Here is a 13,467-nt window from a genome sequence, read left to right as displayed (position 1 = left end):
CGAGGAGCCTCAGGGCCATGGCCACGGCGTTGGGGCTTATCTCCAGGGCCTCGGCCACCTTGCGCACAGGGTACTCGTCCTCCCCCAGGGCCCAGATGTGGAACCACACCAGGCGGGCCGAGCAGGGGAGGCCGCGGAACTTCTCGGGATCGTAAAGGGGACGCCTGGGCACGCTCCCAGTTTAACCGAAAGGTTTGCGGGTTTTTCCTTGTTCCTGGGGATGGAGAGGCAGTGGCCTTGGTGCGAGGGGTAGCGGAGAGGGAACGGGATGGGTGCGGCGGGGGTTTTCCCCTTCAACCCATGGCCGCCCTGCGGTTCTGGACGTCAGCCTGTATTCCCCTGAATGGCGTGGTATCCGGACTTCTATCCTCCAGGAGGGTGATATAAACTCGGGGCATGTTCCAGGAGCTGGCCCTCGAGGCCCGGCGAGAGGCGGCCAAGGCCTTCCAGCCCCTTCGGGTGCGGCGCGGGGTCCGCCTTTACGCCCCCGGGGACCGGGTGGATGGGGTGTACCTGGTGCGGGAAGGGCTTTTCTGGCTGGAGGGGGAAAGCCCCTCGGGAGAAGAGCCCGCCACCCTGGGGGTGGTGGGCCCCGGGGGGCTTTTGGGGGAAGAGGCCCTGGTGGGGGAGGGGCGGCGCACCGCTGGGGCCAGCGCCCTCACCTACGCCGAGCTCCTTTTCGCCTCCCAAGAGGCCTTGGTGGGTTTGAGGGAGCGCTTCCCCGAGGTGGAGCGCTTTCTCCAAAAAGCCCTTTACGCCCGGCTCAAGGCCGCAGAGGAAAGGCTTTGGGAGGTGCGCCACCTTTCCGTGGCCCAGCGTCTGGCCCGCCTCCTCTTGCGGCTTGCCGAGGGCGGGGAGGTGGCCCTGTCCCACCTGGACCTGGCCCATATGGTGGGGGCTACCCGGGAAACCGTGACCAAGCTCCTGGGGGAGTGGGCGTTGCTGGGGGCGGTGGACCTGGGCTACCGCCGGGTGGAGGTGCGCGACCGGGAGGCCCTTGCCCGGCTGGCGGAGGCCCCTTAGGCTTGAGGGCATGGAAGCCTCGCTCCTCGCCCGCCTTCTGGGCCTGCCCCAGGGGGAGGAGGCCCTTAAGGAGCGCCTGGGCCGACAAGGGCACCCTAGGCTCCTTTCCGCCTTCAGGGCTTACCTGAAGCGCCTGGGGGCTCCGCGGGAAGCCTTCGCCGCCTTGGAGGCCTTGGGGCGGGGGGCGGTGGTGACGGGCCAGCAGGCGGGGCTTCTGGGCGGCCCCGCCCTCACCTTCTATAAGGCCAAGACCGCCCTGGCCCTGGCCCGGGGCGTGGGGGCGGCGGGGGTGTTTTGGGTGGCCTCCCAGGACCACGACGTGGAGGAGGTGCGCCACCTCTACCTCCTCCTGGACGAGGAACTCCGCACCCTTTCCCTGCCCTTACCCCCACTGCCCGCGGGGCGCATCCCGTTGGCGCCCTACCGGGAAGCCCTGGTGGGCTTCCTAGGCCCCTGGGCCAAGGACGCACGCCTGGTGTACGCCCTAGAAAGCCGTACGCTTTCCGAGTTCTTCGCTAAGGTCCTCCTGGCCTTTCTGGGAGAGTGGGGCCTCCTGCCCTTTGACCCCATGGCGGAGGAACTCAGCCCCCTCTTCCAGGAAGCCCTGGAGCGGGAGCTGGAAGACCCCCTGGCCAGCGCTGAGGCCCTCAACCAGGAGGCGGAGCGCATCCAGGCCCTGGGGGGCAAGCCCCCCCTAAGGCGCAAGCCCGGGGCCACCAACCTCTTCCTGGAGACCGACGCCCGGCGCCTTCTCTTCTATGAGGGGGGCGCCTTCCACGACGGGGTACGCCGCTACAGCCAGAAGGAGCTTTTGGAGCTCTTGCGCGCCGATCCCTCCCGCCTCACCCCGGCGGCGGGCCTGAGGCCTGTCTTCCAAGACTGGGTCCTGCCCACCGCGGGCTTCGTGGTGGGGCCGAGCGAGTTCCGCTACGTGGCGGAACTTTCCCGGGTCTACGCCCTTTACGGCCTGCCCATGCCGGCCCTCTTCCTGCGCTTGCGGGCGGTGGTGCTGGAGCCTCCCGTGGCCCGCATCCTACGGAGGTACGGCCTGGACCCCTGGGCCTTTGAGGAACGAGGGGAGGCGGCCTTCTTGGAGGCGGTGCGCGGGGTGCTGGAGGGCTTTAGGGAGGTGGAGGAGGAGCTGGTCCGCTTGCTGCGCCAGCTGGAAGCCTTGGAGGAAAGGGCCAAAGCCCTGGAGCCCACCCTGGAGCGGCCCTTCCGCCGCTACCGGGCCCGGGTCGGGGGCGAGGGGGAAAGGCTCATGCGCAAGCTCCTGCGGGCCCGCCTGGGCCGGGATGCGGTCCTCCTTCACCACCTGGAGCGCCTGAAGCGCCACCTCCTGCCCCTCTCCCTGCCCCAGGAGCGGGTCTACCCCTTCGCCATGTACGCCCTGCGCCACCCGGAGGCGTTGGCGCGGCTTTGGGAGGCGCCTTCCCTGGGCCGGGCCGCCTTGACCTTGGGTTAAGTACCCTGGGGTGGCTTGCGCCACCCCAGGGGCCCCAGAGAAACCATGGGCACGCCGCTTTAGCTTTGGCCTATGGGGCAACCCTCGCATGCGGGTACTTGGGTGTAGCATGGGGGCGAAGGCTATGGCGCGGGGGATAGGGCTCTTTCTGCTGGTTTTGGCCACCACCCTGACCCTGGGGCCGGGCCTGGGCCAGACCAAGGACCTGGTGCTTCGGGTCCTCCTCAAGGAGGTGCCTTTGGGCCAGGAGGTCCGCCTCCTTCTGCCCACGGGGGAGGTGCGGGTCCGGGGAACGGGGGAGGGTGTTTGGGCGGAGGGGCGGGTCCAGCCTGCCTGGGACCTTCCCGGGCCCTATTTCGCCTTGGACGGGCGTTCCTACCGGGGTGGGGTGCGCCTCTTTTCCCAAGGGGGAAAGCTCTGGGTGGTGAACCTGGTCCTCCTGGAGGACTACCTCCTCGGGGTGCTTCCCGCGGAGATGCCGGAGGGCTTCCCCCTCGAGGCCCTGAAGGCCCAGGCGGTGGTTGCCCGAACCTTCGCCGTGAACCGGCTCAACCCCAAGGCCCCTTATGACCTTTGCGCCACCGAGCTCTGCCAGGTGTACCTGGGCCTCGCTGCGGAAACCGCCAGGCACAAGGAAGCGGTGGCCGCCACCTGGGGCCAGGTGTTGAGCTACAGCGGGCAGGCCATCTCGGCCCTCTACCACGCGGACTCCGGGGGTATGACCGCAGGAAGCGAGGAGGTGTTCCAAAAACCCTTGCCCTACCTGCGCCCCCGCCCCGACCCCTACGCCCGGGGGCCCAAGAGCGAGTGGCGCCTGGTCCTGGCGCCGGAGGCGGCGGCCAAGGCCCTAAAGGCCTTGGGGCGCACCCCCAAAGGGCAGGAGCCTCCCGAGGTCCTGGAGCGGAGCCCTTCGGGGCGGGTCTGGCGCCTTAGGGTGATGGGGGTGGAGGTGCAGGGGCCTGAAGCCCAGCGCCTGGTGCGCCTCATGGGCCTGCCCTCGGCCTTGGTGGAGTTTAAGGGATGGCAGGCGGAGGGCCGGGGGGCGGGGCACGGGGTGGGCCTCTCCCAGTGGGGGGCCAAAGGCATGGTGGAGGCGGGGTTTGGCTACCGGGAGGTCCTGGGGCACTACTTCCCCGGCACCTTCCTCTCCGACCTCCTGCTGGGGAAGGCCCAGGGGGCTTGGGCCGGGTGGCCTTAGGCCGTGCTCATTCCCACGCCCCTGACCCCTTTGTGGCTCGAGGTTTCCCCTGAAGGGGTGCGGCTTCTGGAGCCAGCCCTCTTTTCCCGGGGGCGGGAGGCGGAAGGGGCTTTGGCCCTTAGGGTGCGGGAGCGCGTCCTGGCCTACTTCGCCGGAGAAAGGCCGGACTTCCTGGACATTCCCTTGGACTACACGGGACTTTCCCCAGTCCGGGTGGCCCTCTACGAGCGGGTGCGCCGCATCCCCTACGGGCGCACGGAAAGTTACGGCGCCTTGGCTCGGGAGCTTGGCCTCTCCCCCCGGGCGGTGGGGGCGGGGATGCGGGCCTCGCCCTTTTTCCTCCTGGTGCCTGCCCACCGGGTGGTCCACGCCGACGGGCGGCTCGGGGGCTTCGCCGGACAGGAGGGGCTTAAGGCCTGGCTCCTCCGCTTTGAGGGCGCCTGGCCCTAATGGGAGAGGCATCTAAGCTGCAATGGGCAGGGGGCGATGCCCAAAGTCTTTCTGGGGTGCCTGTCGTGGCGCAAGCCACGACGGGGTACTTAGACCTCCACCCAGACCGCCAGGGAGAAGGGGGGAAGCACCGGCCCGCAAAGGCGCCCGCCCGCGGGGGCGCAGAGGGCTCCGGAGATCAGGTCCACCGCCTGGGCGCCTCGAGGCAGGGCCCCGTGGAGGGGGAAGTCCTGGAGGAAGGGCTCGGGGCTGGCGTTCACCACCACCAGATAGGGGCCGCGGGTGAAGGCCAGGCGGCCGTCCACCGCATAAATCCGCCCATAGGGGGCGGTGCGGAGGAGGGGGTGTTCCTGGCGCAGGCGGGCCATGCGGCGGATGGCCCCCAGGATTTCCCGCTTCCAGCGGGCTTCTTCCCACACCATCCCTCCGCGGTTTTCCGGGTCGTGGCCGCCCTCCATGCCCACTTCCTCCCCGTAGTACACCGTGGGGCTTCCCGGCAGGAGGAAGAGCAGGGAGAGGGCGAGCCTGGCCCGCTCCACGCTCCCCCCCATCAGGGTGAGGAGGCGGGGGGTGTCGTGGGAGGTGAGGAGATTCATCTGGGCGCGCACCACCTCCGGCCGGTAGCGGGTGAAGAGCCCTTCCAGGCGGTGGCTGAAGGCCAGGGCCTGCAGGGGTTCGATGCGCCCCAGGCCCGAGCGGGCGGCCAGCTCCCGGTCCAGGGCCTCCCCCCCCACGAAGCCCAGGACAGCGCGGGCGAGGGGGTAGTTCATGGTGGCGTCAAACATGTCCCCCTGGAGCCAGAAATCGGCCTCGTCCCAGATCTCCCCCACGATGTAGGCCTCAGGGTTGGCCCCTTTGACCCTTCGGCGGAAGGCCCGCCAGAACTCGGGGTCTGGGATCTCGTTGGGGACGTCCAGCCGCCAGCCGTCGGCCCCGAAGCGGATCCAGTGCTCGGCCACCTCCAGGAGGTACTCCCGCACCGCCGGGGCCTCCACCCGGAGCTTGGGGAGCTCGGGGTTTCCCCACCAGGCCTCGTAGTTGGGGCTTGGCCCGTAGGCGTTTAAGGGGAAGCCCCGCACGTGGTACCAGTCCCGGTAGGGGCTCTTCTCCCCGTTCTCCAAAAGGTGCTGGAAGGCGAAGAAGCCCCGTCCCGTGTGGTTGAAGACCCCGTCCAGGATGACCCGTATCCCGTGGGCGTGGGCCACCTCCAGGAGGTGGCGCAACGCGGCATTTCCCCCCAGCACCGGGTCCACCTGGAAGTAGTCCGCGGTGTGGTAGCGGTGGTTGGCGGTGGAGGCGAAGACGGGGTTCAGGTACAGGGCCTCCACGCCCAGACTTTTCAGGTAGGGGATTTTCTCCGCCACACCCCAAAGGGTTCCCCCCTTGAACCCCCGCAGGGAGGGCGGGGCGTCCCAGGGCTCAAAGGGGCCGCTGGGGGCGGGCTTGCCCGAGGGGCCTGCCCGGAAAAAGCGGTCGGGGAAGATTTGGTAGAAGAAAGCGCCCTCGTACCAGGCCATGGGCCCAAGTGTACCACGCGCCAAGTGTGCCTAGATCACAAAAATCCTTGCCCCATCCGGGCTCCTTCTGGTATCCTCCCGGGGTGAAGGGTATGCGGGGCCGCCTCTTCGTCATGACCGGGGCCAGCGGGGTGGGCAAGGGCACGGTGCGGGCCAAGGTCTTGGAGCGCACCCGGCTCTTCTACTCCATCTCCATGACCACCCGGTCCCCCCGTCCTGGGGAGCGGGATGGGGTGGACTACTACTTCGTGGACCGCGCCGCCTTTGAGGCCCTTCTGGCGCAGGACGGCTTCCTGGAGCACGCGGAGTACGTGGGCCACCTCTACGGCACCCCGCGCCTTCCCGTGGAGCGGGCCCTGGAGCGGGGGGAGGATGTCCTTTTGGAGATCGAGGTGCAGGGGGCCTTGCAGGTGAAGGCCAAGGTGCCGGAAGCGGTGCTCATCTTCCTCCTGCCCCCCTCCCTCTCCGAGCTCAAGCGCCGCCTGGTCTACCGGGGCAAGGACAGCCCCGAAAAGATCGAGAAGCGCCTGAAGCAGGCGGAGTGGGAGATTGAGAACGCCCACCTCTTCGACTACGTGGTGGTAAACGACGTGCTGGAGGAGGCGGTGGCCGATTTCTTGGCCATCCTCACCGCGGAAAGGCGGCGGACCTCGAGGATGGCCCCCGCCCTGGCGAGGGCTTTGGAACGGGACCCGGATCTGGAAGCGGAGCTGGATGCGATTGTGCGGAGGAGCTATGGCGGAACCCGGGATTGACAAACTCTTTGGTCTGGTGGACTCCAAGTACCGGCTCACGGTGGTGGTGGCCAAGAGGGCGCAGCAGCTTCTGCGCTACCGCTTTAAAAACACCGTGCTGGAGCCGGAGGAAAGGCCCAAGATGCGGACCCTCGAGGGTCTCTTTGACGACCCCAACGCCGTTACCTGGGCCATGAAGGAGCTCCTCACGGGCCGGCTGGTCTTCGGGGAGAACCTGGTGCCCGAAGACCGCCTGCAGAAGGAGATGGAAAAGCTTTACCCCGTGGTGGAAGAGGAGGCCTAGGTGGCCCGGGTCCTGGTGGCGGTGACGGGGGGGGTGGCGGCCATCAAGGCCCCCCACCTGCTTCGCCTCCTCCGGGCCCGGGGCCACGAGGTGCGGGTCTTGGCCACCCCCAGGGCCCTCGCGTTCATCACCCCCCTTTCCCTGGCGGTGGCCGCCGGGGGCGAGGTGGCCACGGAGGAAGCCTGGTTCCGCCCCGACGGCCGGGCGCTTCACATTGAGCTGGCCCGCTGGGCGGATGCCGTCCTGGTGGCCCCCGCCACCGCGGACGCCATGGCCAAGGCCGCTTTGGGCCTTGCCGATGACCTCCTCTCCGCCACCCTCCTCGCCGGGGCCAAGCGGGTGGCCTGGGCCCCGGCCATGAACCAGGCCATGTGGCTCGCCCCCCAGACCCAGGCGCATGTGGAGCGGCTTCGGGCCCTGGGCCACGCCCTCTTCGGCCCCGCCTACGGGCCCTTGGCGGCGGTGGGCGAGGGGGAGGGCTGGGGGCGGATGCTGGAGCCCGAGGAGCTTGCGGAGCGGCTTCAAGCCTTCCTCACCCCCAAGGACCTCCAGGGCCTCAGGCTCCTGGTGTCCGCCGGGCCCACCCGGGAGTACCTGGACCCGGTGCGCTTCCTCTCCAACCCCTCCTCCGGGCGCATGGGCTACGCGGTGGCCGAGGCCGCCCGCGACCGGGGGGCGGAGGTGGTGCTGGTCGCTGGCCCCACCGCCCTGCCCGACCCCTGGGGGGTGGAGGTGGTGCGGGTGGAAAGCGCCCTGGAGATGCGCCAAGCCATACTGGAGCGCTATCCTTGGGCGCAGGCGGTGGTCATGGCGGCGGCGGTGGCCGACTACCGCCCGGCGGAGGTTTCGGCGGAGAAGGAACCCAAGGTGGCGGCGGAAAAGACCCTCCGTCTGGTCCCCAACCCCGACATCCTGAAGGAACTGGGGGAGCAGAAGGGGGGGAAGGTCCTGGTGGGCTTCGCCATGGAGACGGCGGAGGGGCTGGAGCGGGCTAGGGGCAAGCTCCTGCGCAAGAACCTGGACCTTATCGCCCTCAACTGGGTGAACCGCCAGGGGGTGGGCTTCGGCAGCCTCGAGAACGAGGTGGTCCTCCTCCTGCGGGACGGACGGGTGGAGGAACTCCCCCGTATGTCCAAGCGGCAAGTGGCCGACCGTATACTGGATTTCGTCAAGGAGTTCTGGAAACCGTAAGGGGTGCATATGCGAAGCAAAGCGGAGCGGCACCGCGCCATCCAGGAGATCGTGAGCCGCGAGGAGATCGGCACGCAGAAGGAGCTGGTGGAGCGCCTGCGGCAGCTGGGCTTTGACGTTACCCAGGCCACGGTAAGCCGGGATATCGCCGAGTTGCGCCTGGCCCGAGTGGCCCTGGGCAGGGGGCGGCACAAGTACGCCCTGCCCTCCATGGAGCTCCCCGAGGACGTTTACGAGGAACTCAAGCGGCAGTTTGGCCTCTTCGTGAAGGACGTGGACCGGGGAGGCAACATCCTGGTGGTGAAGACGGCGGAGGGGCACGCCTCCGGCATCGCCCTCCTCCTGGACCGCCTCCGGCGGGACGAGATCGTGGGCACCTTGGCCGGGGAGGATACGTTCTTGGTGGTGGCCCGGAGCGAGGAGGAGGCCAAGGCCTTAGAGCAGGAGCTGGGGGAGTTGCTCCTTTTGGGCCGGAGCCAGAGGCCAGGGCCCCAGGCTTCCTCCTGAGGCCGTGCCCGAACTCTTTTTGAAGTCCTTTCTCACCCTCTTCGTGGTCATGGACCCGGTGGGGCTGGTGCCTGTGTTTTTAGCCCTGGCCGGGGACCGTCCCCCCAGAAAGCAGGCCCAGATCGCTAGGAAAGCGGTGCTGGTGGCAGGGGGGCTTCTGATTTCCTTCTTCTTCTTCGGCCGGGGGCTTCTGGAGTACCTGGGCATCAGCCTGGATGCCCTGCGCATCGCCGGGGGGATCCTGCTTTTCCGCATCGCCACCGACATGGTTTTCGCCCACCACGAGCGGGAAACGGAGGAGGAGAAGGACGAGGCCCGGGAGCGGGCGGACATCTCCGTCTTCCCCCTGGCCATTCCCCTCATCGCCGGACCTGGGGCTTTGGCCAGCGTCCTCATCCTGGGCGGGGAGGCCCGGGGGGTGCCTTGGGGCTGGGCGGTGGTGCTCTTCAACGTTTTCTTGGTCCTCTTCCTGGCCTACCTGTTCCTGGGGGCGGCGGTGAGGGTGCGCCGGGCTCTGGGCCGCACGGGGGTGAACGTGGTCACCCGGGTCCTGGGCCTCCTTCTGGCCGCCTTGGCGGTGCAGTACGTGGCCGACGGGGTCAGGGGCCTCCTTTAGCCCGGTACATGCGCCGGTCGGCTTCCTGCAAAAGGGCCTCGAGGTCCTCGCCCTCCACGGCGAGCCCCCCGGCGGCTACGCCGTAGGGCAGGCCCTGCTGCAGCCGGGCGATGAGGGCGGGGATCTCTTCCGCAGCCAGGCCCAGGTGCAGGCTCACGAACTCGTCCCCGCCCACGCGGAAGGCCAGGTCGCGGCGGCGGGAGAGGCTTTTCAGCCCCTGGGCCAGGCGCTTCAGGGCCCGGTCCCCGGCGGCGTGGCCCTCCCGGTCGTTCAGGGCCTTGAGGTCGTTCAGGTCCCAGTAGATGAGGGCCAGGGGTTCCCCCAGGGTGCGGGCCTCCTGCAAGAGATGGGGGAAAGCCTCCTCCAGGGCGCGGCGGTTGCCCAGGCCCGTGAGGGGGTCGGTGCGGGCCGCTTCCTGCAGGGATTGGCGCTCCTTGAGGGCCTTGAGGAGGAGGGCAGCCTCGAGGGCGAAGGCCTGGGCCAGCTCCAGGGAGAGGGGGGTAAAGGCCTCAGGGTCGCTGAAGCTGTCCAGGTTCATGGCCGCCAGCACCTCCCCTTCCAAAACGATGGGCAGGCCCAAGGTGGCCTGGATCTCCAGGAGGCGGCCGTGCTCAAAGAAGGTGGGCCGGGCCTCCACCGTGCTCAGGCTGGAGAGGTGGCGGATCTCCGTTCCCTTCAATACCCGGGGTCGGCCTTTCAGCCAGTTGTCCACCCCGAGGCCGTACCAGGCGAGCTCCTCCTCCAAGGAGGTCCGGGCCCCCAGGAGCTTCTCGTGGAAGCCCTCCTGGGCCACCAGGTAGAAGAAGCCCCCTTCCCTGAGGAGGATGCTTCCCGCCTCCGCCCCGGGCACCACGGCCACCGCCTCCCGGATGAGGTCTTTCAGGAGCCCCTCCGGTTCCTCGTGCTGCAGGAGGCCCTTGAGAACGGAGAGAAGGCTTCCGTAAGCCCGGGAGCGCACGGAGAGGTCGCTCACCTCCACGAGGAGGAGGTAGGTGCCCTCCGGGGCGGGGAGGCGGGCCACCCGGTAGGTCTTTCCCCCCGCCTGGAGAAACTCTCCCTCGGGCAGGGGCAGGCCTTGGGCCTGGGGGTTGCGCACCACCCCGCTTGGTTGCAGGAGGAATACGGGGTAAGGGGCTTCCAGGAGGTTCATCCTTGGACCCCGGAGGAGCTGGCGGCTTGGCCCAGGAGAAGCCGGGCATGGGCCAAGGCGGCTTCGGTGTACTGGCCGGAAAGGAGGCGGGCCAGCTCCCGCACCCGCTCTTCCCCCTCCAGCACCTCCACCCGCACCTCCTGACCCTCCTTCCGCACCCGCAGGTGGCGATGGGCCCGGGCGGCGATCTGGGGCAGGTGGGTCACCACCAGCACCTGGCGGGTTTCGGCCAGCCGGGCCAGGCGCTCGGCCACCTGCCAGGCCGTCTCCCCGCCCACCCCGGTGTCCATCTCGTCGAAGACCACGGTGGGGGCCTCGGCCCCGGTGCGGAGGGCCAGGGCCAGGGCGATGCGGGAGAGCTCCCCACCGCTGGCGGCGGCAAGGGGGGCGGGGGGGAGGTGGGCGTTGGCGGAGAAGCGGAAGGCCACCTCCTCCAGGCCCTGGGGGCTGGGTTCGGGCAGGGGGTTCAGGTCCACCAGGAAGCGGGCCTGGGGGAAGCCCAAGGCGGAAAGCTCCGCCTCCATGCCCCTTTCCAGGGCCTCCGCCGCCCGGCTTCGGGCTTGGGAGAGGGCTTCGCCCCTTTCCAGGAGGGCTTCCCGCGCCGCCCTTAGGGCCCTTTCTAGCTCCTCGAGGCGCTCTTCGCCCCCTTGCAATGCGGCGAGCTCCTCCTCAGCCCTGGCGGCGTGGGCCAGGACCTCCTCCAGGCTGGGCCCGTACTTGCGCTTGAGCCTTTCCAGAAGGGCGAGCCGGGCCTCCAAGGCGGCGAGGCGCTCCGGGTCCCCCTCCAGCCCCTCCAGGTAGTCCTCCAGCTCCCGGGCCACCGCCCTGGCCCCCTCCAGGGCGCTTTCCAGATCTTCCGCCAGGGCGAAAAGGGTCCGGTCAAAGCGGCCGCCTGCCCGGAGTTCCCGGATGGCGCCTTGCAGGAGGTCCAGTGTCCCCCCCTCGGCCAAGGCGGTGTAGGCCTTGCCCGCGCGCTCCCGTAGGGCTTCTAGGTGGCGGAGCTTCTCCGCTTCCTCGGCAAGCTCCTGGTCCTCCCCGGGGCGGGGGCGGGCTTCCAGGATCTCCCGGAGCTGGAAGCGCAGGAGGTCCTCCCGCTCGCTCCGGGACCTCAGGGCCTCCTCCAGGGCCCGCTTCTCCTGGAGGAGGGCTTGATGGTGGGCGTAGGCCTCCCGGTAGCCCTCGAGGAGGCTTGGGGGCAAGAGGGCGTCCAGGAGTTCCCGCTGCCTTTTGGGCGAGAGGAGGGCAAGGGCGGCGTGCTGGGCGTGGAGGGAAAGCCACCTTTCCGCCTCCTCCTGAAGCTCCTTGAGGCTCACCACCTCCCCGTCCACGCGGGGGGTGGACCGGGCTCCCACCCGGCGGGAGAGGACCCGCTCCTCCCCCCCGGCGAAGAAGGCCGTCACGAGAAGGCTGTCGCCAAAAGGCCCGAGAAGCCCCTCGGCCTTGGCCCCCAGGAGCAGGGCCAGGGCGTCCACCAAGAGGCTCTTGCCCGCCCCGGTTTCCCCGGTGAGGACGTTCAGCCCAGGGCCGAGTTCCAAAGCGGCTTGGCGGATCACGGCGAGGTTCTGGACCTCGAGGCGCAGGAGCATCCTCAACCATTGTAGGGCCGAGGCGGGGTAAGGACCACCCGGGCGCCAACCTTCAATTCCGGGAAAGGCCAGAGAAGAGGACGGCACCTCCTCCGGCCCCTTGCTGCGGTGAACTAAGTACCCGGTTGTGGCCTGCGCCACTTCCAGGCAGTTAAGGCATCGGGTGGGCCAGGGCCAGCCGCCGCACCTCCTCCCGCAGGCCCTCGGAGGGGCCTTCCGTGAGGGCGCGGTCCATGAGGTCGGCCACCAGGGCCATCTCCTCCGGGGTGAAGCCCCGGGTGGTGAGGGCCGGGGTGCCCACGCGGATCCCCGAGGTGACGCGGGGGGGCTTGGGGTCAAAGGGGATGGCGTTTTTGTTCACGGTGATGCCCACGGCGTCCAGCCGCTCTTCCGCCTCCTTTCCCGTGAGTCCCTTAGGCCTTAGGTCCACCAGGAAGAGGTGGTTGTCCGTGCCTCCGGTGACGATGCGGTAGCCCCGATTTGCCAGCTCCTCCGCCAGGCGCCGGGCGTTTGCCACCACCAGCCGGCTGTACTCCTTGAACTCGGGCTGCAATGCCTCAAAGAAGGCCACCGCCTTGCCGGCGATCACATGTTCCAGGGGGCCGCCCTGGATGCCGGGGAAGATGAGCTTGTCTATCTTTTTGCCCAGCTCGAGGTCGTTGGAGAGAATAAGCCCGCCCCTCGGGCCCCTTAGGGTCTTGTGGGTGGTGCTGGTGACCACGTGGGCGTGGGGGAGGGGGTTTGGGTGAAGGCCCGCCGCCACCAGGCCGGCGAAGTGGGCCATGTCCACCACCAGGTAGGCCCCCACCTCCTCGGCGATCTCCCGGAAGGCCTGGAAGTCCCAGAAGCGGGGGTAGGCGCTTGAGCCGGCCACGATCACCTTGGGGCGGTGTTCCCGGGCCAAGCGGCGCACCTCGTCCAGGTCGATGAGCTCGGTATCGGGCCGGACCCCGTAGGAAACCACCTTGTAGAGCTTCCCGGAGAAGTTCACCTTGGAGCCGTGGGTAAGGTGGCCTCCCGCGGCCAGGTCCATGCCCATGAGGGTGTCCCCCGGCTCCATGAGGGCCATGTACACCGCCATGTTGGCCTGGGAGCCGGAGTGGGGCTGGACGTTGGCCCAAGCGGCGCCGAAGAGGGCTTTGGCCCGCTCTATGGCCAGGCTTTCCACCTGGTCGATGATCTCGCACCCCCCGTAGTAGCGGGCCCCGGGATACCCTTCCGCATACTTGTTGGTGAGGACGCTTCCTACCGCCTCCCGCACCTGGGCAGAGACGAAGTTCTCGCTGGCGATGAGCTCCAGGCCTTCCCGCTGGCGCTTTTCCTCCAGGGCGATGAGCTGGAAAAGGGTCTCGTCCCTCAGGCTGGTGCTGACCATAGGCCGATTATAGGTCTTTGACCGGGGGGCGTCTTCCCAAGGCGGGGCGGGCCGCCGATTGGTAAGCTGGGGCCATGAAAGGGAATGCCTTCACCATTTTGAAGTGGGGAGCCCTCCTGACCCTGGCCATCCTCCTCCTGGCCATCCTCTTGATCAACTTCACCTCCAGCCGCGACCTGCCGGAGCTGGTGCGGGTTCAGGTGGAGCGCTATGCGGTGTGCAGCTACTGGTTCTTCGGCTGGCACCTGGCCTCTACCGGGGCCTTCGCGTTTTCCTTCCTGGCCCTGGGCTTCGCGCTGGGCTTGGGCACGGGGCTCCTCCTGCGCCGGGGCATGGCGCGGGGCTAAGTAC

General features: G+C 69.0%; 14 protein-coding genes. 10 read left to right on the top strand and 4 right to left on the bottom strand.

The features are described from left to right. Positions 1-396 precede the first annotated feature (396 nt). The 4 genes from L1088_RS09990 to L1088_RS09975 all read left to right on the top strand — a co-directional run bounded on the left by L1088_RS09990 (position 397) and on the right by L1088_RS09975 (position 4,136). Positions 397-1,023, top strand: coding sequence for a Crp/Fnr family transcriptional regulator (locus tag L1088_RS09990; RefSeq protein WP_038047958.1), 627 nt, complete (start codon positions 397-399; stop codon positions 1,021-1,023). Positions 1,024-1,033: 10 nt separating this feature from the next. Continuing rightward, on the top strand, positions 1,034-2,488 hold the full coding sequence (gene bshC / locus L1088_RS09985; protein WP_234554877.1) for a bacillithiol biosynthesis cysteine-adding enzyme BshC: 1,455 nt from the start codon (positions 1,034-1,036) through the stop codon (positions 2,486-2,488). Positions 2,489-2,612: 124 nt separating this feature from the next. Further along, positions 2,613-3,686, top strand: a complete 1,074-nt coding sequence (locus L1088_RS09980; RefSeq protein WP_234554876.1) for a SpoIID/LytB domain-containing protein — start codon at positions 2,613-2,615, stop codon at positions 3,684-3,686. Between the two features lie 3 nt (positions 3,687-3,689). Beyond that, positions 3,690-4,136 carry a methylated-DNA--[protein]-cysteine S-methyltransferase gene (locus L1088_RS09975; RefSeq protein ID WP_234554875.1) on the top strand — a complete coding sequence of 149 codons (447 nt, stop codon included), beginning with the start codon at positions 3,690-3,692 and terminating at the stop codon, positions 4,134-4,136. An 89-nt stretch (positions 4,137-4,225) separates the two neighbouring features. Here the strand turns inward: L1088_RS09975 and L1088_RS09970 are convergent, their stop codons facing one another. Next, positions 4,226-5,653, bottom strand: a complete 1,428-nt coding sequence (locus tag L1088_RS09970; protein WP_234554874.1) for a glycoside hydrolase family 13 protein — start codon at positions 5,651-5,653, stop codon at positions 4,226-4,228. A gap of 92 nt (positions 5,654-5,745) precedes the next feature. On the opposite strand from L1088_RS09970, the gene gmk reads away from it, so the two are divergent. The 5 genes from gmk to L1088_RS09945 are packed head-to-tail and all read left to right on the top strand — an operon-like array spanning position 5,746 to position 9,005. After that, positions 5,746-6,408 carry a guanylate kinase gene (gmk, locus tag L1088_RS09965; RefSeq protein WP_038047948.1) on the top strand — a complete coding sequence of 221 codons (663 nt, stop codon included), beginning with the start codon at positions 5,746-5,748 and terminating at the stop codon, positions 6,406-6,408. After that, the gene (rpoZ, locus tag L1088_RS09960; protein WP_234554873.1) at positions 6,389-6,691 is read left to right on the top strand and encodes a DNA-directed RNA polymerase subunit omega; all 303 of its coding nucleotides are present in this window, start codon (positions 6,389-6,391) and stop codon (positions 6,689-6,691) included. The genes gmk and rpoZ overlap by 20 nt, the downstream gene beginning before the upstream one ends. Then, positions 6,692-7,882 (top strand): bifunctional phosphopantothenoylcysteine decarboxylase/phosphopantothenate--cysteine ligase CoaBC, encoded by a 1,191-nt coding sequence (gene coaBC, locus L1088_RS09955; RefSeq protein WP_234554872.1) that lies wholly within the window; start codon positions 6,692-6,694, stop codon positions 7,880-7,882. It begins immediately after the preceding gene. Between the two features lie 9 nt (positions 7,883-7,891). Then, positions 7,892-8,389, top strand: coding sequence for an arginine repressor (gene argR / locus L1088_RS09950; protein WP_038047941.1), 498 nt, complete (start codon positions 7,892-7,894; stop codon positions 8,387-8,389). Between the two features lie 4 nt (positions 8,390-8,393). Next, positions 8,394-9,005: a MarC family protein gene (locus L1088_RS09945; protein WP_234554871.1), complete on the top strand. Its 612-nt coding sequence runs from the start codon at positions 8,394-8,396 to the stop codon at positions 9,003-9,005. Here the strand turns inward: L1088_RS09945 and L1088_RS09940 are convergent. The 3 genes from L1088_RS09940 to glyA form a co-directional block, all read right to left on the bottom strand. Further along, entirely contained in the window at positions 8,989-10,155 is a 1,167-nt protein-coding gene (locus tag L1088_RS09940; protein ID WP_234554870.1) for a GGDEF domain-containing protein, read from the bottom strand. The two genes, L1088_RS09945 and L1088_RS09940, sit on opposite strands and share 17 nt — an antisense overlap. Beyond that, a complete protein-coding gene (locus tag L1088_RS09935; protein ID WP_234554869.1) occupies positions 10,152-11,741 on the bottom strand; it encodes a DNA repair protein RecN in 1,590 nt (529 codons plus the stop codon). Before L1088_RS09935 ends, L1088_RS09940 begins: the two co-directional genes overlap by 4 nt. 151 nt (positions 11,742-11,892) lie before the next feature. Further along, positions 11,893-13,116, bottom strand: a complete 1,224-nt coding sequence (gene glyA / locus L1088_RS09930) for a serine hydroxymethyltransferase (protein ID WP_234554867.1) — start codon at positions 13,114-13,116, stop codon at positions 11,893-11,895. A gap of 74 nt (positions 13,117-13,190) precedes the next feature. On the opposite strand from glyA, the gene L1088_RS09925 reads away from it, so the two are divergent. Then, positions 13,191-13,463: a hypothetical protein gene (locus tag L1088_RS09925; protein WP_038047935.1), complete on the top strand. Its 273-nt coding sequence runs from the start codon at positions 13,191-13,193 to the stop codon at positions 13,461-13,463. Positions 13,464-13,467: the final 4 nt, after the last annotated feature.

This window comes from Thermus caliditerrae (genome assembly GCF_021462525.1).
GTDB lineage: Bacteria > Deinococcota > Deinococci > Deinococcales > Thermaceae > Thermus > Thermus caliditerrae.
This window is presented reverse-complemented; position numbering and strand designations above follow the sequence as displayed.

Coding starts and splice junctions, on each gene's coding strand:
- L1088_RS09925 (WP_038047935.1), top strand. CDS start 13,191: ATGAAAGGGAATGCCTTCACCATTTTGAAGTGGGGAGCCCTCCTGACC.
- L1088_RS09990 (WP_038047958.1), top strand. CDS start 397: ATGTTCCAGGAGCTGGCCCTCGAGGCCCGGCGAGAGGCGGCCAAGGCC.
- glyA (WP_234554867.1), bottom strand. CDS start 13,116: ATGGTCAGCACCAGCCTGAGGGACGAGACCCTTTTCCAGCTCATCGCC.
- argR (WP_038047941.1), top strand. CDS start 7,892: ATGCGAAGCAAAGCGGAGCGGCACCGCGCCATCCAGGAGATCGTGAGC.
- rpoZ (WP_234554873.1), top strand. CDS start 6,389: ATGGCGGAACCCGGGATTGACAAACTCTTTGGTCTGGTGGACTCCAAG.
- gmk (WP_038047948.1), top strand. CDS start 5,746: ATGCGGGGCCGCCTCTTCGTCATGACCGGGGCCAGCGGGGTGGGCAAG.
- L1088_RS09940 (WP_234554870.1), bottom strand. CDS start 10,155: ATGAACCTCCTGGAAGCCCCTTACCCCGTATTCCTCCTGCAACCAAGC.
- bshC (WP_234554877.1), top strand. CDS start 1,034: ATGGAAGCCTCGCTCCTCGCCCGCCTTCTGGGCCTGCCCCAGGGGGAG.
- L1088_RS09980 (WP_234554876.1), top strand. CDS start 2,613: ATGGCGCGGGGGATAGGGCTCTTTCTGCTGGTTTTGGCCACCACCCTG.
- L1088_RS09970 (WP_234554874.1), bottom strand. CDS start 5,653: ATGGCCTGGTACGAGGGCGCTTTCTTCTACCAAATCTTCCCCGACCGC.
- L1088_RS09935 (WP_234554869.1), bottom strand. CDS start 11,741: ATGCTCCTGCGCCTCGAGGTCCAGAACCTCGCCGTGATCCGCCAAGCC.